18 protein-coding genes are annotated in these 20,746 nt (G+C 51.3%); 3 read left to right on the top strand and 15 right to left on the bottom strand.

Features of this window, described 5'->3' with window-relative positions; all coding sequences use genetic code 11:
• Positions 1-120: 120 nt before the first annotated feature.
• Positions 121-2,262 (top strand): alpha/beta hydrolase fold domain-containing protein, encoded by a 2,142-nt coding sequence (locus tag CXIVA_RS10655; protein ID WP_013978042.1) that lies wholly within the window; start codon positions 121-123, stop codon positions 2,260-2,262.
• Positions 2,263-2,477: 215 nt separating this feature from the next.
• Here the strand turns inward: CXIVA_RS10655 and CXIVA_RS10650 are convergent, their stop codons facing one another.
• The gene (locus CXIVA_RS10650) at positions 2,478-4,340 is read right to left on the bottom strand and encodes a glycerophosphodiester phosphodiesterase (protein ID WP_041727872.1); all 1,863 of its coding nucleotides are present in this window, start codon (positions 4,338-4,340) and stop codon (positions 2,478-2,480) included.
• Positions 4,341-4,430: 90 nt separating this feature from the next.
• Here CXIVA_RS10650 and CXIVA_RS10645 point away from each other — a divergent pair, with 90 nt between their 5' ends.
• Entirely contained in the window at positions 4,431-4,832 is a 402-nt protein-coding gene (locus CXIVA_RS10645; protein WP_013978040.1) for a universal stress protein, read from the top strand.
• Positions 4,833-5,023: 191 nt separating this feature from the next.
• Here the strand turns inward: CXIVA_RS10645 and CXIVA_RS10640 are convergent, their stop codons facing one another.
• From CXIVA_RS10640 to rho, 6 genes are all read right to left on the bottom strand, one after another.
• On the bottom strand, positions 5,024-5,872 hold the full coding sequence (locus tag CXIVA_RS10640; RefSeq protein ID WP_013978039.1) for an HAD family hydrolase: 849 nt from the start codon (positions 5,870-5,872) through the stop codon (positions 5,024-5,026).
• Positions 5,859-6,932 (bottom strand): peptide chain release factor 1, encoded by a 1,074-nt coding sequence (prfA, locus tag CXIVA_RS10635; RefSeq protein ID WP_013978038.1) that lies wholly within the window; start codon positions 6,930-6,932, stop codon positions 5,859-5,861. Before prfA ends, CXIVA_RS10640 begins: the two co-directional genes overlap by 14 nt.
• A gap of 35 nt (positions 6,933-6,967) precedes the next feature.
• Positions 6,968-7,819, bottom strand: coding sequence for a peptide chain release factor N(5)-glutamine methyltransferase (gene prmC, locus CXIVA_RS10630; RefSeq protein WP_013978037.1), 852 nt, complete (start codon positions 7,817-7,819; stop codon positions 6,968-6,970).
• Positions 7,816-8,802, bottom strand: coding sequence for a DUF1385 domain-containing protein (locus CXIVA_RS10625; RefSeq protein ID WP_013978036.1), 987 nt, complete (start codon positions 8,800-8,802; stop codon positions 7,816-7,818). The genes prmC and CXIVA_RS10625 overlap by 4 nt, the downstream gene beginning before the upstream one ends.
• A gap of 131 nt (positions 8,803-8,933) precedes the next feature.
• Complete coding sequence (gene rpmE, locus CXIVA_RS10620) at positions 8,934-9,134, bottom strand: 50S ribosomal protein L31 (RefSeq protein WP_041729023.1); 201 nt, start codon at positions 9,132-9,134, stop codon at positions 8,934-8,936.
• 148 nt (positions 9,135-9,282) lie between these two features.
• Complete coding sequence (rho, locus tag CXIVA_RS13670; protein ID WP_013978034.1) at positions 9,283-11,406, bottom strand: transcription termination factor Rho; 2,124 nt, start codon at positions 11,404-11,406, stop codon at positions 9,283-9,285.
• A 411-nt stretch (positions 11,407-11,817) separates the two neighbouring features.
• On the opposite strand from rho, the gene CXIVA_RS10610 reads away from it, so the two are divergent.
• Positions 11,818-12,333: a DUF4364 family protein gene (locus CXIVA_RS10610; RefSeq protein WP_013978033.1), complete on the top strand. Its 516-nt coding sequence runs from the start codon at positions 11,818-11,820 to the stop codon at positions 12,331-12,333.
• A 20-nt stretch (positions 12,334-12,353) separates the two neighbouring features.
• On the opposite strand, the gene CXIVA_RS10605 is transcribed toward CXIVA_RS10610, so the two are convergent.
• The 8 genes from CXIVA_RS10605 to CXIVA_RS10570 all read right to left on the bottom strand — a co-directional run bounded on the left by CXIVA_RS10605 (position 12,354) and on the right by CXIVA_RS10570 (position 20,652).
• Positions 12,354-13,010, bottom strand: a complete 657-nt coding sequence (locus tag CXIVA_RS10605) for a flavin reductase family protein (RefSeq protein WP_013978032.1) — start codon at positions 13,008-13,010, stop codon at positions 12,354-12,356.
• A 3-nt stretch (positions 13,011-13,013) separates the two neighbouring features.
• Positions 13,014-14,660 (bottom strand): putative manganese-dependent inorganic diphosphatase, encoded by a 1,647-nt coding sequence (locus tag CXIVA_RS10600; protein WP_013978031.1) that lies wholly within the window; start codon positions 14,658-14,660, stop codon positions 13,014-13,016.
• A gap of 80 nt (positions 14,661-14,740) precedes the next feature.
• A complete protein-coding gene (locus tag CXIVA_RS10595; RefSeq protein ID WP_013978030.1) occupies positions 14,741-15,661 on the bottom strand; it encodes a hypothetical protein in 921 nt (306 codons plus the stop codon).
• Positions 15,662-15,724: 63 nt separating this feature from the next.
• Entirely contained in the window at positions 15,725-16,162 is a 438-nt protein-coding gene (gene dut / locus CXIVA_RS10590; protein WP_013978029.1) for a dUTP diphosphatase, read from the bottom strand.
• Between the two features lie 42 nt (positions 16,163-16,204).
• Positions 16,205-17,233 carry an NAD(P)H-dependent glycerol-3-phosphate dehydrogenase gene (locus CXIVA_RS10585; protein ID WP_013978028.1) on the bottom strand — a complete coding sequence of 343 codons (1,029 nt, stop codon included), beginning with the start codon at positions 17,231-17,233 and terminating at the stop codon, positions 16,205-16,207.
• Between the two features lie 9 nt (positions 17,234-17,242).
• Positions 17,243-17,899, bottom strand: a complete 657-nt coding sequence (gene plsY, locus CXIVA_RS10580; protein ID WP_013978027.1) for a glycerol-3-phosphate 1-O-acyltransferase PlsY — start codon at positions 17,897-17,899, stop codon at positions 17,243-17,245.
• Positions 17,899-19,227, bottom strand: a complete 1,329-nt coding sequence (gene der, locus CXIVA_RS10575; protein WP_013978026.1) for a ribosome biogenesis GTPase Der — start codon at positions 19,225-19,227, stop codon at positions 17,899-17,901. The genes plsY and der overlap by 1 nt, the downstream gene beginning before the upstream one ends.
• Positions 19,228-19,269: 42 nt before the next feature.
• Positions 19,270-20,652, bottom strand: coding sequence for a DUF512 domain-containing protein (locus CXIVA_RS10570; protein ID WP_013978025.1), 1,383 nt, complete (start codon positions 20,650-20,652; stop codon positions 19,270-19,272).
• Positions 20,653-20,746 lie beyond the last annotated feature (94 nt).

Below are 20,746 nucleotides of genomic sequence, written 5' to 3'. Positions count from 1 at the left end.
TACCCCTGCCGACAGGATCCGGATCCCAGCAGCAGACGGCAGGAAACCTGTTTTCAGACCGTACGGAAGTCACAACAAAAGAAAAAGAAATTCATCAAACCACAAAGGAGGAACCACCCATTGAAACGAGCAAAAGCCCTGGCCATACTGATGGCATGTGCCATAACAGGTACTCTGGCACCCACAGTTCTGGCCGCAGGCCCCAAAACATCCGATACTGCACCGGCCGGTACACAGGATCTGGATTTTTCCACCGCATCATCCACCGCACTGACCGTAAAAGTGGACGGAAAACCGAAAAAAGTCACCATGTACGAAGACTGCTATGTCAAACATCCCACCAATGTGGCCACGGTACAGAATGAAGACCGCATCGACCAAAAACTTAGCATCTATGTACCGGAAAACGCCACTTCCTCATCTCCGATCCTGCTGTATGTAAACAATGCCGGCTGGATGTCCGATGCCTATGCCGCGCGGACCCAGGTTGTAAACGGCAAAAATTACTTCAGCACATCCAATACCGACAAGATCGGAAAGGCTTTGAAAAAAGGGTATGTGATTGTCAGCTACGGCTGCCGCAGCCGTGCGGACAAGACGGATCCTGCCGGAAAGCATATCAGCCACTCCCCGGCTACCATGACAGACACAAAAGCTGTCATCCGCTATCTGCGTGCCAATGCCTCGCGTCTGAAAGCCGGCAATCCGGAACGCATCGTTGTCACCGGTACCTCCGGCGGCGGCGCACTGTCCACGATCATCGCCGCCAGCGGCAACAGTTCTGATTATTTCCAGTCCCTGTACGAAATTGGCGCCGCCGGTATTACCAAACATTCCAACGGAACCTATACCTCTTCCATCCGCGATGACGTATTTGCCACCATCGCCTATTGTCCGATCAATGATCTGCGCGAGGCTGACGCAGCTTATGAATGGACCTACCAGAACACCAGAAATGCTCTGTATGCAGACAAGGAGCTGGCTGATACAGGTGTTGACGGAAAGGGCAATCTCTTCCAGGATCCTCTCGGAATGAAACTCAACGGCTACAACTTCACTCAGCAGGAAGCCCAGGCTGCCAGCAAAGCGCTGGCACTGCAATACGGTCAGTATGTCAATCACCTTGGACTGAAACTGGATGACGGAAAAACACCACTGACTTCTGAAAATCTTAAGGATGCTGTCATTAGCTTGCTAAAGGATGAGATCAGGGAATCCGCGGATGAAATCGGCGGCGCGCAGATGCAGGCAGATGTCACCGGAAAATTCCCCGCTGCTTCTGACGCTTCCGTTCCGGCCGCCCGGAATCAGGACTGGATCACTTTCCGATCCGAAGGTTCCGGCCCCCGGGCATCCGTCACAGTGGATCCAGCAAGCTTTAATTATGACAGATATCTGTATTATATTGCATCTAACAAAACCCTGAAGGTTCCCATGGCTTTCAGTAATGTGGGCATGGGTATTGCGGGCCAGAATGAAGACAACCTTTTCGGTACTGACGATCAGGCTTATACCCCCTACGAATTTTATTCCTGGAACAATGATAAGGACAGTAAAAATTCCGCCGGAAAAGACGAAACCGGAAAAACCTGGGATGAATTTATGAAGACTAAGGAAGGAAAGGCCCTGGCGCTGCAGCTGGAAATGGCAAGTCCGATCCCTTATCTGACCAATCAGACAATTTCCGGCAGCAAAGACTCTCTGGGCGATTCCGCACCGTACTGGTATGTGCGGCACGGTATGGCGGACCGGGATACTTCCTTCGCTCTGCAGACAGTTCTGCGCTACGCAATGACCAATGATTCCAGCATCAAGGATGCCAATTTTGAATTTGCATGGCTGAAACCCCATTCCGGTGACTATGATGTGCAGGAAGCCTATTCCTGGCTGGAAGACGCTGTCAAAACTGCCGACGCAGAGGACGCCGCCAAAAAACCGTCTGCTCCGAAACCAAATAAGAAAAGGAAAACACAGACGATCCGCGTCAGCAAAAAATACTTAAAGAAAACTTACAAGGCACGCGCGCTGAAAAAATCCTCAAAACGCTTTAAACTCAAAGTTTCCGTAAAAGGAAAAGCCCCTGTCACCTTTACGCGGAAATCCGGCAGCAAAAAAATATCTGTCAGCCGGAAAGGAACCGTTCGCATTCCGAAAGGGCTGAAGAAAGGAACCTACAAAATCAAAATTAAAATCCGTGCGGCAGCTACCAAAACCTATCAGGCAAAAACACTGACAAAAACACTGACGATCCGCATCCGATAACCCCCTCCCATCCATAGGACTGAAAAAGTCCCCGAATACAAGCCGCCCAGACCGTAAGGTCTGAGCGGCTTTTTTCCTACAGTAAGAACTATTTTTGCAGACCGTTTTTCCTGTATATCGAATATACATCTGCAGCCTGTTTCTCTTGGCATACTGCACAAATTCCTGCCAGGAACTTAACCCACAGGTATGTCCAAAGCGTCCGAAGATCCGTCTCATTTACCAAGCTCCATCAGATCATCCAGATAATGATCCCAGAAATTCATATGCTTATCCTGAATGATCAGCTTTTCCGCTTCTACCGGCTCGTTGGTAATGATCTGGTCTGCCCCAAGCTCTACCATCTCTTTCATCGTACTCTCATCGTCCACCGTCCACACATATACCTGTTTGCCTGCTCTGTGAATTCTGTGCACAAACTGCGCGGTTACACCGGAGGATTCCACACTGTAGGCATCCGCATACAGCATATCGGAAAAATTTCCATAGGAAATGGATGAAATATAAGCTGTGGTAATATCCGGATCCAGCTGTTTTACTTTCTTGATGCTGCTGTATTTCAGAGAAGAGACCACACAGCTTTTCTCCAGATGGTATTTTTTGATCAGCGCCGTCAGTTTTTCTTCCAGATCGGTATCATGCTCACTGGGTTTGGTTTCAATGTTCAGCCGGATCTTCCCCTTGGTTGCGCGGATCACTTCTTCCAGCGTGGGCACTGCTGTCCCTTTATATCTGCTGCCAAACCAGCTTCCCGCATCCAGTCGGCTGATCTGGGCTGCGGTGCATTCCCACACCTTTTTATTCCACCCGGTGGTCCGCTTCAGTGACGCATCATGCATGACGACCAGTTCTCCATCCGCTGTCTGCTGCACATCCAGTTCCGCAAAATCCGCTCCGATCCTGGCAGCGCCCAGAAACGCCGGTATCGTATTTTCCGGATACTGAGCAGAATATCCCCGATGTGCGGTCACTTGGGTGGCCGTCTGCACATTCATGCGCACCCAGCCCTTCTTGTCTGCTACAGACAAAAAGGTAAACGTCCCGATGAGGGCTGCAAGCACCGCCACCAGTATCCTTTTCCGGTATTCGACAATCTTCTGCACCCAGGCCGCCTCCGAGATATGATAACAGTGCTCCAGATCCCGGAAGGCAGGCGCAGCCGTTTCTCCGTTCTGCTCTTTTCTGCTGTAGTAGCGGATGCTCACCCCCAGAAATACCATGGGCAGCGCCATACAGTAATAAACAACACCTACCACATTCAGCAGCACCGCAAAACCGGATAACGTCAGGCTGCTGAAGAGATCTGAACTGGCCAGCAGATGATTCACGGAAGAGATTACCCAGCCGCCCAGAAGAATGATCCCATAATAAGCCAGGAGCAACAGGATACACCAGCCGGCAAGAAAAATCAGATCCATCCAGTAATGTCCGGACACCAGCCGCTTGCTCTGTTTTCTGGCTGTTTTAAAATTGACGTGATCCAGTGTATAGATATGCAGTGCATATACCCAGGGAAAAAACTTCCAGGCAAGAAAAATCATTCCGCCCACATACGCAATCCGCAGCATCGGTTTGGAATCAATATATTCCATGATAAAATGGGGAACAGACCATACTGCCACATAGCCGGACATAACTGCCGAATAGGTCAGCGGGATGATTACCAGCAAATAGACAATCAGAAGGATGGAACGCTGAAACAGATGTCCCGTAGCCGCCCGCAGTCCTTCCATTGCCAGTGCGGTAAGTGGAATCTGCTGCCGATGATAAGTCGCGTGAAAACATTTGATGATACAGCAAATATCAAACAGCACCAGAAAGGTGAGCAGCAGACAGAATACCGCCAGCAGCAGAATCGTCCAGGGCGACCGAAGGAGTTCAAACAGGGTCTCGTCCGAAATAAACGTCAGCCCCCGCAGATACATCGCCAGATGAATCAGTCCGTTGATGCAGGGCTTGGCCACCAGGATCAGCGCCAGCTTGTAAATCACTTCAAAAATCAGAAGCGTCCCCATATTCTTTTTTCCATAGTTCCAGTACTCTCTGATCTGCCTCAGATTCTGCTTTATATCTGTCATCTTCTCTGCAATCACTTTACTGTCTGACGAAAACTTATTATAATAAAGATAGGAAATAAATCTATTACTTTTTTTGGGAGGTGAACTTGTATGAAAAACGTTCTTATTCCGATTGACGGCACTGAACGCAGTATCAAGTCAATCACATTAGCCAAAAAGCTGTTCCAGCCCGGCGATGTCAAGATCCGGCTTCTGATGATCCGGGAGGATGTCATTGCGCCGGTTCCCAGTGATGAGCTGGATCCTGCCGTAGGCCGCGCCAAAGAACTGATGGACAAGGCCGCTGCTATGCTGACGGACTATGATGTCACACCCACGATTATCTTTGGCCGTGCCGGTGAAGATATTTTGAAATGCGCCAAAAATGACGGCACTGACATTATTATCATGACCAAATCCACCAAAAAAGGCTGGATTCAGGCCATCGGTTCTGTTACCGCATATGTAGTAAAATATTCGCCGTGCATGGTACTGATCGCGCCGGAGCAGTAACTGCTTCCAGTCTGCGTGCATTTGGAAAGAAACCGCCTTCTTCCCTTTTCTTCCGGAAGAAGGCGGTTCCGTTTTTCTGCAGCTTTTTTCTGCGACCTTTTTTCCACGTTTTTCTCTGCAATCTTTTTCTGCAGCTGTTTTTCTGCAGCTGTTTTTCTGCAGCCAACTGCGTTTTTTCAAAAAAACGCCGGTCAGAACTCCATAAAACAGCGAAGGGCATATGCCACGCCGGATTCCGCATTAGATTTTGTAATAAAATCTGCTTCGGCCAGCACTTCCCGGTCTGCATTGGCCATCGCCACACCTACTCCGGCTGTTTTGATCAGATCCAGATCATTGCCGGAATCTCCGCAGGCCAGCGTGTCGCAGACCGGTATCTGCAGCCGGTCTGCCAGCACCTTCAAGGCTTTTCCCTTGCTGGTACCGGTACCTGTTACCTCCAGGTTGCCGCCGCCTCCGCTGACCACGCAGAGTTCTGACATCTGCTGCAGATATTGTTCTGTTTCCCGACGCTGCAGCATCTGACCGTCCCGCCGGACAAAATCCAGGGTAAGTTTCTGTACCGGACGTCCCATGGCGCCGACAGCCGCCGGCAGATCATCCACAAAAGTCCTGGTTTCCTTTTTATACCGGCGCATGGGTTCCGGCAGCGGCAGCTGATCCAGAAGGGCCCGCTTGCTCCTGCTCCCATAGCCTCTGCCGTCAATAAAGACATCACAGTATACTTCCGCGTCTTCCAGGTGTTCCATGACAGTCAGCGCCGCCTCCTTGGGCATGGGATCCTGGTAGAGGCACTTCATATCGGGAATGGTATACACTGCTGCGCCATTCACCGTAATTGCGTACCGGATGCCCATCTGCGCAATTTTCCTAAGCGGCAGTCCAAAATACGGACGTCCGCTGGCGATCACAATCTCCCTGCCGGCAGACAGGGCCTCCCGGATCGTCTGCTCGTCTTCCGCTGAAATCTTCTTCTCCGGATTCAGCAGGGTACCGTCCAGGTCCAGTGCCGCCAGCTGTACGTTCTTATGCCTGGTCAACTTTGGCCAGCTTCGCAGCCTGATCAGCAGCTATCAGGTTGTCAATGATTTCCTGCAGGTCGCCGTTTAATATCGCGTCCAGTTTATACAGGGTCAGTTTAATCCGGTGATCCGTGACACGTCCCTGGGGGAAATTATACGTGCGGATTTTTTCCGACCGGTCACCGGTACCAATCTGGCTTCTTCTTGCGTCTGCTTCCGCGTCATGCGCTTTCTGCAGTTCCATATCATATAATTTGGCCCGCAACACTTTCAGGGCTTTTTCTTTGTTTTTCAGCTGGGATTTTTCATCCTGACAGGAGATCACAATTCCCGTAGGGATATGGGTCAGACGCACGGCGGAATCCGTAGTATTGACGCACTGCCCGCCGTTTCCCGAAGCCCGGAACACGTCAAATTTGCAGTCATTCATATTCAGTTCCACATCAACATCTTCCGCCTCCGGCATAATTGCCACGGTAATGGTGGAAGTATGGATCCGGCCGCCGGATTCTGTCTCGGGCACACGCTGCACACGGTGGACGCCGCTTTCGTATTTCATCTTGGAATAGGCGCCCTGGCCGCTGATCATGAAGCTGACGTACTTCATGCCGCCGATCCCGATTTCCTCCACATCCATGGTTTCCACTTTCCAGTGCTGCGACTCCGCGTAATGCACATACATGCGGTAGACTTCCGCGGCAAACAGCGCCGCTTCATCCCCGCCTGCACCCGCGCGGATTTCCACAATGACATTCTTGTCATCATTGGGATCCTTGGGAAGCAGAAGGATTTTCAGTTCCTGCTCCAGTTCCCCGATGCGGTTCTCGGCTTCTGCTTTTTCTTCTTTTGCCAGTTCACGCATCTCTTCATCTTTTTCTTCCTGCAGAATTGCCAGCGCGTCTTCCGCGGTTTCCTGACAGTTTTTATACTCTTTATAGGCCTCCACGATGGGGGAAAGTTCACTCTGTTCCTTCATCAGCGCCTGAAATCTTTTTTGATCGTTTACTACATCCGGTTCTGTCAGCAAATGAAGAATCTCTTCAAATCTGCGCAGCGTATCTTCTAATTTATCGAACATGGCTGTTTTTCTCCTCTATATTTCAAACTTGCCCGTTATCTGCTCTTTTTCCTGCCGCAGACCACCCGGTCCAGCCCGGCCAGATCCCGGATGACCCGGATTTCGGAAAATCCATTGTCTGCCATCTGTTCACTGACTGCCCTGCCCTGATCCGAGCCGATTTCAAACAGCAGATATCCCTCTTCTGTCAGGAACCGACTGCTTCCTCGAATAATTTCCCGGTAAAAATACAGACCGTCTTTCCCTCCGTTCAGGGCAGTCATGGGTTCGTGGTCTTTTACCTCAGGCATCAGCGCAGGGATTACCCCTTCCGGAATATAGGGCGGATTGGATACAATCAGGTCAAAGGGGCCTTCCAGCGCGTCAAACAGATCACTGTGTACAAAAGTAACCGCGCAGTGATTCCGGCGGGCATTTTCCCGGGCTGTCCGCAGCGCGTCTTCCGACAGATCCGACCCAGTGACCGCAAGTCCCGGCACATAATGCTTCATGCTGACCGCAATACAGCCGCTGCCGGTGCACAAATCCAGCATCTTCATGCCGGGAGCCGCAAAGCGCAGCGCTTCTTCCACCAGGGTCTCTGTATCCTGCCGGGGAATCAGCACATGTTCATTCACCTGAAAGACCAGTCCCATGAATTCCTGTTCACCGGTCAGATACTGCAGCGGTATATGGGTACAGCGCTTTTCCACCAGCTCCTGATACTTCTGATATATCTCGAAAGGCATCGGTTCTTCGCATTTCAGATAATATTCACTGCGGCTCATGCCGCCGGCATATTCCAGGAGGAACCAGCTTTCTTCCTGTTCATTCTCTACAGAAGCCTCCCTGAGCCGCGCCCCGGCCTCTGCCATCGCCTGCCGGTAGGTCCTTGCAGCGTCTGTCATAATAACGCCTTCCTGTTCTGCTCCTTCCGGAGCCCTTCTTCCTTTCGAACTTCCTCGACATAAGGCTTCCAGTCAAATACAGCCTCTACGGACGCGATTCCCACTTCAATCATCGACTGGTCCGGCTCCTTAGTCGTCAGTCCCTGCATCCAGAGTCCCGGCTTGCTGACCAGGTTCAGCATCGGTCCCTCTCTCCGTCCGGCTGCCCGGAGTATCTCGTAAGAAATCCCGGCAATCACCGGCACCAGAAGCAGGCGGAAAACAATCCGGAGCACATGGGAATCCACCCGGATAAAAAGGAAGACCACAATGCTGATGATGACAACAAACATCAGAAAACTTGTGCCGCACCGCTTATGCTCTTTCGAGCTGGCGGTTACATTTTCCACCGTAAGATCCAGACCGTGTTCGATGCAGTTGATGCACTTGTGTTCCGCCCCGTGGTACATGAAAGTCCTCTGAATATCCGGCATTCGGGAAATCAGGAGAATATACCCCACGAAAACAGCCAGGCGGATCAGGCCTTCAAAAAATGTCACCGCCGTCTGGCTGGGAATCACCCGCATCAGAACCTGGGAAAGATAATAGGGGGCCGCGACAAAAATCGCCAGCGCAATGACCAGGGAGATTCCTGTGGTAATTCCCATCATCCGCTTGTCCTTCGCGGAAATCTCCTGTTCTGTTTCCACAATACGGCTGCCTGTTTCCCCTTCTGGGGCACCTTCTGCCGGCTCCTCCGCTTCATCAAAAAAAGCGGCGGAAACCATCAGCGTCGAGATGCCGGTAATCAGGGAATCCACAAAACTCAGAATTCCCCGCAAAATCGGAATCCGGCGGGTTACCTCATTGGTCAGGCCGGGATATGTTTTTTTCACAATGGCAATTTCCTGATTGGGCTTGCGCACCGCCACTGCTGTGCGGTCTCCGTTTCGCATCATCACGCCTTCCAGGACTGCCTGTCCGCCAATACCGGAGTACTTCATCGTTTTTCTCCTGTCTCTGCCCGTCTGCAGGATTCCTGTACGCATCATGCGCTGCCTGCAGCGAACCGGCATTTAACGAGTAAAAGGTTGAGGAAAATTCCTCAACCTTTCTGAATCCTTCGTTCTGGCAATTATTTCATACCGTACTTCTTGTTGAACTTATCTACTCGTCCACGAGCCTGAGCTGCCTTCTGCTGTCCGGTGTAGAACGGATGGCATTTGGAACAAATCTCCACGTGGATGTCTTTCTTTGTAGAACCGGTAACGAAAGTATTGCCACAGTTACAGGTTACAGTTGCCTGATAATATTCAGGATGAATTCCCTCGCGCATGTATCTTTCACCTCGCATCTGCCAAATTTCTTTGTTTCCTGCCAATGGCCTGTCGGAAACAATAAATCAGTTTTTCTGTCATCTATCTGACAATCCATGAAACTATATCACATTTTTTTTGTGATTGCAAGTGTCTTCTGTTCTTCTCTTATGGAAAAATTCTTTTTTTCCGCAGATAATTGACAAAGTCATGATTATTCCTGGTGTGAATAAAGAGACGGAGGATGGATTCCACCGATTCCTCTGTTTTCATGCCATTGATACCTTTTCGTATCAGATTGACCGCTTCCTGTTCTTCCGGATTCAGCAGCAGATCTTCTCTTCTGGTACCGGATTTGACGATATCAATGGCCGGAAAGATCCGTTTTTCCGATAAATGCCGGTCCAGAATCAGCTCCATGTTGCCGGTTCCCTTGAATTCTTCGTATACCACATCGTCCATTTTGCTGCCGGTATCCACCAGGGCGGTGGCGAGAATCGTCAGGCTTCCCCCTTCCCGCATATTGCGGGCCGCGCCGAAAAACCGCTTCGGCATGTGAAGCGCCGCCGGATCCAGGCCGCCGGACAAAGTACGTCCGCTGGGAGGAACCACCAGGTTGTACGCCCGTGCCAGCCGGGTAATGCTGTCTAACAGAATGATGACATCCTGCCCATGCTCCACCAGGCGCTTGGCGCGTTCGATCACCATCTCAGATACACGTTTGTGGTGTTCCGGCAGTTCATCAAATGTGGAGTAAATAACTTCCGCATTCTCTGATTCAATGGCTTCCTTGATATCCGTAACTTCCTCCGGACGCTCGTCAATCAGCAGGATGATCAGATGCATCTCCGGATTGTTGATCCGCACCGACCGGGCCACTTCTTTCAGCAAGGTGGTTTTTCCTGCCTTTGGCGGAGAGACGATCATTCCGCGCTGTCCTTTTCCCACCGGCGCAATCAGATCCATGATTCGCATGGAAATGCCGGAAGCGTCGGTTTCCAGCCGGATTCTTTCATTGGGAAAAATCGGTGTCAGATCTTCAAACGCAGTTCGTTTTGCAGCTTCAAAGGGTGTATAGCCATTGACGTCCGACACAAACAGCAGGGCGCCGAACTTTTCCCCCTGGGAACGCAGCCGCATATTTCCTGTGATAAAATCACCGGTTTTCAAATTAAACCGCCGAATCAGCGAAGGAGACACATACACATCATTATCTCCCGGCAGATAATTTTCACAGCGGATAAATCCATAGCCGTCTGCCATCACTTCCAGTATGCCATGGGCCTTGACGCCGGTATCAAATTCTGCTTCTGTCCTGGCGTATTCCGTGCGGGGCTGACCGCTGCCGGAGCTTTCGCCCTGATTTTCTCTGTGGTCCCTGGTATGGGCAGATTCCGTGTGTCTTACGTGGGTTCTTCCCTCTTCGGATACTTCTGTCTGTCCTGCGCGGTTTTTTCCCTCGTCCGGGTCTTCCGCATGTCTGCCGCGGCTGTTCATCTCTTCCGCAGCCTCTGTGTGCCTGCCGCGGCTTTTACTCTCTTCCGCTGCTTCCGCACGTTTTCTGCGGCCTTTGTTTTCTTCCGCTGCTTCTGTACGCTTTCCGCGGCTCCTGTTCTCTTCCGCTGCTTCTGTACGTTTTCCGCGGCTCCTGTTCTCTTCCGCCGTTTCTGTGCGCCTGCCGCGGTTTTTATTCTCTTCCGTGGTTTCTGTACGCCTGCCGCGACTCTTGTTCTCTTCCGCCGCTTCTGTGCGCTTCCGGTGATTTTTGTGCTCTTCCGTGACTTCTGTACGCTTCCCGCGGCTCTTATTCTCTTCCGTGGTTTCCATGCGTCTGCCGCGGCTCTTGTTCTCCTCCGCTGCTTCCACACGCTTTCTGCGGCTTTTGTTCTCTTCCGCGGGTTCCGTACGTTTTCCGCGGGTTCTGGACTCTCCCCGTTTGCGGCGTGTATGGGTACCCTCAGATTCCTCATCTGCTGGTCTGCCCTGTGTCCGCGGCGGTTCCTGGGCGGTTTCCTGCCCCTGCCGCAGAGGGGTGCCTCTGTCCGCAGCTTTGGACGTGTCCGGTCCGTCAGAATCCGGCACCGCCGGATCCTTTCCCTGTTCCGGTTCCTTTGCTGCCTGTTTTTTCTCCTGCTGCAGCGGACGGTCTGAATTCGCCCCGGTATCCCCTTCTTCTGCCAGAATCGCGTCAATCAATTCTGCCTTCCGAAGCGCGGATATCTTTTTCATTCCTCTGGATTTTGCCAGATCGCGCAGTGCTGCAAGAGAAAGACTTTCGTATTTTTCTCTCATGAAGTCTCCTTTTTCAGGGTTTGTTCTATAGAATACAGCAGGGTAAAATCCCCGCCGGAATCCGAATATTATAATGAAACATACAGACAGAATCACGCTGCAGAATTCCCGCGTGCTCCCTGTCTGTTCTTTCCTCTGATAAATCTAAAGCTAATGGTCTGAATAAATAATTCTGTCTGTGAAATATGATGCGAATCATCAATCGAACAATCGGATAAACAGCAGGATCTGCTGGAGGAACCCTGCGATCTGCTGCTTTCTGTCTATGGCCATTATACTACTTTTCCTGTAACAAAACAATTCCATAATCCCGGGAAAGCGTTTCTGCCCCTTCGTTCCGTTGTGCTGGGCATGGAATCATGATAAAATAGAATAAACTACAGTCCAAAAACGCAGCAGGAAAATCGTACCATGGCAGATTTAAAAACCTTATACCGCCTCATTATCTTATATATGCTGGCAAACACAAAACTTCCCCTGAGCAACACGCAGATCACAGGATTTATGCTGGATCAGGAATATACCAACTATTTTATCATACAGAAGTCTTTTTCCGATCTCGAAGCCGCGGATCTGATTTCCTCAGAACCCACTTACAGCAACACCTTCTACCAGATTACGGAAGAAGGCCGCTATACCCTGGAACTCTTTCAGGACAAAATATCCGATTCCATCAAACATGATGTCCATGAATTTCTCAGCGCGAATGATTCTGAGATTCATCGGGAGGCAGAGGCCTCCGCGGATTACTACTCGGTGGAAGGCGGACGCTACGAAGTGCGCTGCAGAATCCGAAGCGGCAGCCGTTCGATTCTGGATCTTACCCTGGAGGTAAGCACCAAAGAACAGGCTGCGGCCATCAGCCGCAACTGGTCTTCCGGGTATATTGACGCCTATACCGGCTTGATGGATCTTCTGCTGAAATAGCAGAGGATCCGTTTTTTTCTTCAGTTTCTTTTTTTCCTTGCCGGTCTTATGCCGGATTTCGCGTTTTTCTTCCGCGCTGCCTGCGCGGATTTTTTTCTTCCGGTATGTTTTGATGGTCTTTTGGCCACACTGTAGCCGAATTTTCCAATGTACTCGCCCAGTCGGTAATACTCCCCGTGGGAATACGCAATCAGCCCGGCGTCATTCAGCTGGAACCTGCCTGTTTCGTCCAGATATTCCTCGTTGATTCCCACAGCAGTCACCTCTGCCAGGAACATATCGTGGGTTCCCAGGGGCAGAATCTGTCTGACCCGGCATTCAATGCAGACCGGGCTTTCCGCGATTCCGCAGGTGTCAATTGTCTTTGACGGTGACAGATGCAGATGCATCTGCTCGAATTTATCCACATCCCGTCCGCTTCTGACGCCGCAGTAATCCGCGGCCCTGGCCAGGTCATAAGTGACCAGATTGATCACAAACTCTCCGCTGTCCTTAATCAGTTCATAGGAATACCTGGACTTCCGCAGAGAAATATATACCATAGGCGGATCGGTGCATACCGTGCCTGTCCAAGCGACTGTAATGATATTCGGCCTGTTTTCCCGGTCTTTACAGCTTACCATTACAGCAGGAAGGGGGTACAGCATGTTTCCCGGTTTCCAGTATTGTCTGCTCATCGCTTACTGCCCCTGCAGCACTTCCATAAATGCCGGGATCAGCTGTTTCTTGCGGGATACCACTCCGTCCAGCCGGAAGCGGTCCTCTTCTTTCTCCACATGGTACGCTTCCGTTACGACCGCATCCGCGCCTTCTCCCGCGCATATGACGTCCGTGCGCTCTTCCATAATATTGGTAAGCATCACAAACACCATGGAGATCTTCCGGTCTGCCATTGCCTGGTTCAGATAAGGCAGCAGGCGCTGTTTTACTTCGTCCAGCTCTTTCTGGGTCATGGCGCTTAACTGGCCTACGCCGAAATCCGTGTCGCCCAGTTCGAATTTTTTAAAGTCCTGATAAAAAATCTCTTCTTCCGATTTGCTGCGGAAATCGCTGCCTGCCTGAAACATGGCCATGGCATGGGATTCAATATCCAGACCTGCAATCTGTGCCAGATCTTCCGCTGCTTTCTGATCTTCCGGCGTACAGGTGGGCGAGCGGTACATCAGGGTATCGGATATGATCGCGGAACAGAGCAGGGCTGCGATGGTTTTCGGTATTTCCACCTGACTTTCCCGATACATCTTGTATACAATCGTTGCGGAGCAGCCCAGGGGCTGATTGCGGAAAAATACCGGTGACAGGGTTTCCAGGCTGCCGATTCGGTGATGATCGATTATTTCCAGGATATCCGCTTCATCAATCCCGTCGACTGCCTGTGTCTTTTCATTGTGGTCCACCAGAATCAGCTGCTTTTTCTGCATATTCAGAAGATTTCTTCTGGAAATCATGCCGCAGTATCTGCTGTTTTCATCCAGAATCGGAAAATCTCTGTGCCTTTCTTTGGACATGACTTCCCGGACATCGTCGATATATTCATCCAGTTCAAAGGAAATCAGTCCGTCCCGTTTCATGAAATAATCAATGGGCATGCTCTGGTTGATCAGGCGGGCCGCCGTATAGGTGTCATAAGGGGTGGCAATGATCACCACATTCTTTTCTTCCGCCAGTTTCCGGATGGAGCGGCTGACCTTCGGGGTACCGGTAATGATAATGCAGCTGACATTCATCTCGATGGCGCACAGCTGTGCCTCATACCGGTTGCCCATGATCACCAGGTCCCTTTCGTTGATGAACTCTTCCATGATCTCCGGATTGGCGGATCCTACCATCACATTGCCCTCGTCAAAAAAGTCTTCCGCATCGCCCACCAGCAGTGTACCATCAAGGGTTTCTATAATGCTCCGGTATTTGGTCTTCGCCCGCGCCAGAATGTTGTTATCATAGATATCCATGTAGGACATTGCCACATCACCGGTGGTGATCACTCCGCTGAGCCGTCCGTGGGAATTCACTACCGGCAGAGTCACCACATTCTGCTTTTTCATCATTTCCCATGCGTTCTTCATGGAGCACTTCGCGCTGATTCCCGGTGTTTTCCGGATTTCAATATCTTTTACCTGCGCGCCCACATCCTGAATCAGTTCCGGGGTATCTACACCAAATGTATTCAGCACATAACGTGTCTCTTCATTTATTTCACCGGCACGCTTCGGAACATAGGTCTTTGCATCGATCCGGTTCTTCAGATCGGCGTATGCAATTGCGGAACAGATCGAATCCGTATCAGGGTTCTTGTGTCCGACGACCCAGACTTTTTTTTCTTCCATTCTGTTTCCTCTTTTCCATTAAATACTCAACTGCTGCTTTTTTTCCTGTCTGTCCCGCAGCAGGGACATCTGCCGACGGATCAGATGATCCGCAGATACTGCAGAATGAGAAAGACAATGATCGCCAATACGCCCAGAAAAGAAATACCGCTGAAAATCTTTACTCCGCGAAACGAACGGCGGATCTTTCCTATACTGTCTTCGCTGATATCACTGACGCCTACCTGCTCGGCCTGCTCCTCCATCAGAGCCTGCACATTGCGGTAATTTTTTACACTTTCCTCATGAATCCGGTCAAAAAGCTCCTGTTTGGCCTCTTTTTGACCGGCAGTTACTGCTAAAATAATTTTTTCTGAATTCTGATCCATAGTTTCTGCCAGTTCTGACTGGTTCTGACGGGAATGGTCGACCATCAGTTCCCGTATTTCCTCTCTGCTGTTTCCCGCTTTTTCGTTTAATGCCTGAATCAGCGCTTCTCTGTTGCGTGCGGCTTCCTTTGCGATCGATTCTGATACGCAGCTGCGGGTCCGCTCGGAAGTCACGTCAATCACATCCAGAATCGCGGACCTGGTCCGGGCGGAAGCGGTCCCCACAGTCTCCACAATGGTGTCTCTGTTTTTCTCGGATTCCTGTGTAAGCATCTGGATATCCGCCTTCATTTCCATCACGGAATCGGATATCGCAGCCCGGGAGTTTTCCTGATCGGTACGGATTTCCTGAATGGTCTGATCCAAGGCGGACTGCATGGCCGCGTTTTCTTCCCGGAGTTTTTCGGAAGCTTCCGTTTCCCGGTCCGCTGCTTCCATTGCCTTGTTCTTCAGCACTTCCACCTGTGTATTCAAATGATCCACGGAATCCGTCAGCTGATGTGTCTCTTTCTGCAGATCCCCCACCTGATGCATCAGTTCTTTTTCCTGCGCTGATTTCTGTTCCCGTCTGCGAACCTCTGCATGAATCTGCTGCTCCATGTAGGCGTCCCGCCGTCTGTCAAAAATACCCATGATTGTCTCCCATTCTTTTCTTCCGTTCCTGCAGGAATCCGTCTGCTGTCCGTCGCTGTCATCCTACTGTCTGCCGGTGCTGCCAAAGCCACCGGCGCCGCGGACCGTATCGCTCAGTTCCTCCACTGTTTCAAATTCCGCGGTGAGGAATGGAAGGATTACCATCTGGGCAATCCGTTCACCCGGTTCCACAGTGCGCGGCAGGTCACTGTCATTGTGAAGCGCCACGGTCACCGGTCCCCGGTAATCCGCATCGATCACCCCGACACAGTTGGCCGGCCGCAGTCCCTCTTTGACGGACAGTCCGCTGCGGGCAAAAACCGCGCCGAAATACCCTTCCGGAATTTCGAAGGCAAGCCCGGAACTGATCTTTTCTGTGGTGTGGGGCGCGATCTGCACCGGTTCTTCCAGATCTGCGCACAGATCATAGCCGGCGGCGCAGGCGCTGCCGGAGATCGGCACTTTCGCGCGGTCTGTCAGTTTTTTTATTCTAATTTTCATTCTGTCTCCCATCCGCCCGTCGGCTGTGTCTCTTTGTCTGTTTCATGATTTTTTCGGTTCGTCGTCCCAGCAGAGTCCTTCGTGCTCGGATTTTCTGTCACGCATCATCAGGTCTGTCACAGACTGTTCCACCGATACATTGTCAAACAGCACCGCATTGACCTGATTGACAATCGGCAGGTCCAGGCCGTATTTATCTGCCAGTTTTTTGGCTGCTTTTGCAGAATATACGCCTTCTACCACCATCTGTACCTCATCCATCGCCTCCTGCATGGTCCGGCCCTGTCCCATCAGCATGCCTGCCTTCCGGTTACGGCTGTGTTTGCTGGCACAGGTGACAATCAGGTCGCCGATGCCTGACAGACCGTTTAATGTCTCACTTTTAGCTCCCATCTTCAGTCCCAGGGAGGTGATTTCCTTGATTCCGCGGGTGATCAGCGCTGCTTTCGTATTGTCGCCGAAGCCGCAGCCGTCTGCCATTCCCGCCGCCAGCGCGATGACATTTTTCAGTGAGGCGCCCAGCTCAATGCCCAGCATGTCGGGACTGGTGTATACCCGGAATCGGCTGTTGATAAACATGGCCTGCACTTTTTCTGCGGTTGCTTTGGTGTGCGCGCCGGCCACTACCGTGGTCGGCAGTCTGCGGCCTACTTCTTCCGCGTGACTGGGACCTGACAGCACTGCCACATCTGCCTGCGGGATCTCATCTTCCACCACATCAGTCATAATCATCAGGGTGGATTCTTCGATTCCCTTTGACACGACTACGATCAGCTGATTTTCTGCGACAAAAGGCGCCATATTCCTGGATGTGCTCCGGACATAGGGCGACGGCACTGCCAGCACCACCATGTCCATATCCCGGACAGCGGACTCCAGATCTGTGGTGAAACGGATGGATTCCGGTATTTTCACGCTGGGCAGCTTGTCTTTATGCTCATGGCTGGCATTCAGCATATTTACTTCTTCTTCAATAATCGACCATACTGTGACTGTATGATAATTGTCCGCCAATACAATTGCCAGAGCAGTACCCCAGCTGCCTGCTCCGATCACACCGATTTTTGCCATAATACCCTCCTATGCTTTCTGCTTTTTTCTGCCTGGCGCGAATTTGTTCTCTTCTCCATGCACCAGGCGAACGATATTGGAACGATGTCTGATAAACGCCACCGCGGTAATCACTGCCGACACCAGATACGTCTCCGGCAGATACTGCGCAGCCACCCGCAGCAGCCCCAGCTGCCCGAACACAAGAGTCTGCACAAAGAACCCTGCGGTCATTGCCAGAGAACCCAGGGACATAAAACCGGTCGGAACAACTGACGCGAAGAACAAAACCGCACAGATGGGAATCATCCGGAAATCAAATGTGCAGATCAGGCCAACGGTACAGGCGATGCCCTTTCCGCCTTTAAATTTCAGGTAAAACGGAAAGTTATGTCCCAGTATGGCGCCAAGTCCGGCATATAATTCCAGCATCTGCACCCCCTGCGGGAAACTGTTCCGATACAGAAGCCAGGCAGCAACCATGGCAGCCACACACTTTAGCAGATCCCCCGCGCAGACGATTATGCCGGCCTTCCAGCCCAGTACCCGGATGGAATTTGTCATGCCGGAATTGCCGCTTCCGGACTTGCGGATATCTGTTTTTACTGCTTTCCCGTAGATCACTCCGGTCTGAAACAATCCGGCACAGTATCCGATCACTAATACGATGATACGGGCAGTTATCATTATTTTTTGTCTTCCTTTCTTTCACGGATCAGAAATTTCAGAGAGGTGCCGCGAAATCCGAAGGTGTCACGGATCCGGTTTTCCAGATAGCGGGTATAGGAAAAATGCATCAGCTTTTTGCTGTTGACAAACACCACAAAAGTAGGCGGTTTCACAGCCACCTGCGTCATATAGTAGATTTTCAGGCGGCGGCCCTTGTCTGAGGGCGGCTGCTGCATGGCTACCGCTTCCATCAGAATCTCATTCAGCACGCCTGTGGCAATCCGCATGGAATTGTTCTCCAGGACCATATCGATCATATCAAACAGCTTGGATACCCGCTGGCCGGTTTTCGCGGAAATAAACATAATCTCCGCGTACGGCATAAAACTCAGCGTCTGACGGATCCTGTCCGTATACTGATAAACGGATTTATCTGTTTTTTCGATTGCGTCCCATTTATTTACCGCGACAATGATTCCTTTGCCCCGCTCGTGGGCAATCCCGGCAATCTTCGCGTCCTGCTCTGTCACCCCTTCGACTGCGTCGATCAGGATCACCACCACATCTGCCCGTTCCACCGCGGTTACTGCGCGGATAATGCTGAATCGTTCGATTTCTTCTTTTATTTTGTTTTTGCGCCGCAGGCCGGCCGTGTCAATAAACACATATTCCCTGCCGTTGTAGGAAATATCCGTATCGATCGCGTCCCTGGTGGTGCCTGCGATATCGGAAACGATGACTCTGCTGTCGCCGGAAAGTCTGTTGATCAGCGAGGATTTGCCTACGTTGGGCTTGCCGATGATTGCCACTTTCGGACGGTCATCCTCTTCTTCCTCCTGCTCCTGTTTCGGAAAATGGGCCACCACCGCCTCCAGCATATCCCCCAGTCCCAGCCGGGAAGCGGCGGAAATCGGGTGGGGATCGCCGATGCCCAGGTTGTAGAATTCATAGACATCCGGCATCATCTTCTGAAAACTGTCTACTTTATTCACCACCAGGATCACCGGCTTGTGGGAACGGCGCAGAAGATCCGCCACCTTGGCGTCCGCGTCGATCAGTCCCTGGTGGACATCTGTCATAAAGATAATCACATCCGCGGAAGCAATGGCAATCTCCGCCTGTTCCCGCATCTGGGATAAAATAATATCTTTGCTGTCCGGCTCAATGCCGCCGGTGTCAATCAGTGTAAATGGGTGATTCAGCCATTCCACATCGGCATAAATCCGGTCCCTTGTTACGCCCGGGGTGTCTTCCACAATGGAAATCCGCTCCCCGGCCAGGGCATTGAACAGTGTGGATTTGCCCACATTGGGCCGGCCCACCACCGCTACAACTGGTTTGCTCATGTACTGCTCCTTATCTGTCTGATACAGCGAAGACGCTGCGTGTTATTTTTTCTGTGTGTTCCCGTGGCTCATCAGCTCATCCAGAAGTTCTCTGCCGCTGGTTCCCACGATATGCACCGGTACGCCCAGCGCTTCCTCCAGCTCGGAACGGGTCATATCATCCAGAAACACTTCTTCATCCCTGCGCATCATATTCACAGGAAGAAGCAGCTTCTCTCCCAGCTCCTGTCCGGTCAGCTGACTGCGGAGATCTGTGCCCGTCAGCAGTCCGGATACGGTAATGGTCTCTCCGAAATACCGGTTGCTGATTTCAAAAACCTGTACCTCTGTATCGGGATATTTCAGCATAAACATCAGGGAAAGCTTCCGCATCAGAGGCGCGGCCAGACGGCCGGTGGCGATGGATATTTTTCGTTTGTCCGGTATCCGGCGGGCCTGTTTCGGTCGGAAAAAGGGTACCTTAACCTTTTCTTCCCCGGGCTCCGCCTCATCCAGGGCTTCGGTGAATTCCGCGGACAGGAGGGGAATCATTCCCACGCCGTTTTCCAGCTGCATAAAGCCGTCATACACATCGTCCGGCGGGAACGCTTCCTCTGCCAGCAGATAAAATTCATCGCTGGCGTGGACAAAATGAATGCCGTATTTATCATAACAGACTTTCTGCCATTTATGCACGGTATCCAGGACTTTTTTCGCGTCCTCTCTGGAAAAAGGTTCCATTGGTTCCAGTCCGGACCGGAATTTTGTAATTCCCACCGGAACAATCGAAAGGCTGCGCATATACGGCAGATAGCCGGACAGATCCCGGATCGTCCGCTCCAGCTCTTCCCCGTCGTTCCACCCTTTGCACAGGACAATCTGGCTGTTCATCTCCGTCTGCGCCTCATAGAGACGGCGGATCATGGAGAGGGAACTTCCGGCGAAACGATTGTGGAGCATTCTGCACCGCAGTTCCGGATTGGTGGTGTGCACGGAAATATTGATGGGGGATAAATGGAGGCGGATGATCCGGTCAATATCTGATTCCTTCATATTGGTCAGGGTGATATAGTTTCCCTGCAGAAAGGACAGCCGGGAATCGTCATCCTTAAAATAAAGCGTATCACGCATCCCCGGAGGCATCTGATCAATGAAGCAGAACACGCACTGATTGGTGCAGGATTTGTAATTATCCATCAGTCCGTTGTAAAACACGATCCCCAGATCATCATAGTAATTCTTCTCGATATCGTATTCCCAGTCCTCCCCGTCCTGTTTCCGCACCAGAAGGGTCAGGTGGTCATCCTGAATCATATAGTGATAGTCAAAGATATCTTCCAGCGGTCTGTCATTGATGGCAAGCAAAAAATCACCCGGTACAATACCGAGCTCGTCTGCAATGCTTCCTGGTTCAATTTTGTCAATCTGATGTTCTTTTACTTCCATACTGCAGTCTCCTACGCATGCCATCATAGCAGAAATACCTGCTGTATTCAAGCACAAATCAGGAGCTGCCCCGAAGGACAGCTCCTGTTCTCTG

The sequence above is a fragment of the Clostridium sp. SY8519 genome (assembly GCF_000270305.1).
In the GTDB taxonomy this organism is placed as follows: Bacteria; Bacillota; Clostridia; order Lachnospirales; family Lachnospiraceae; genus SY8519.
The sequence above is the reverse complement of the archived record's forward strand: the minus strand, read 5'-3'. Positions and strand labels throughout refer to the sequence as shown.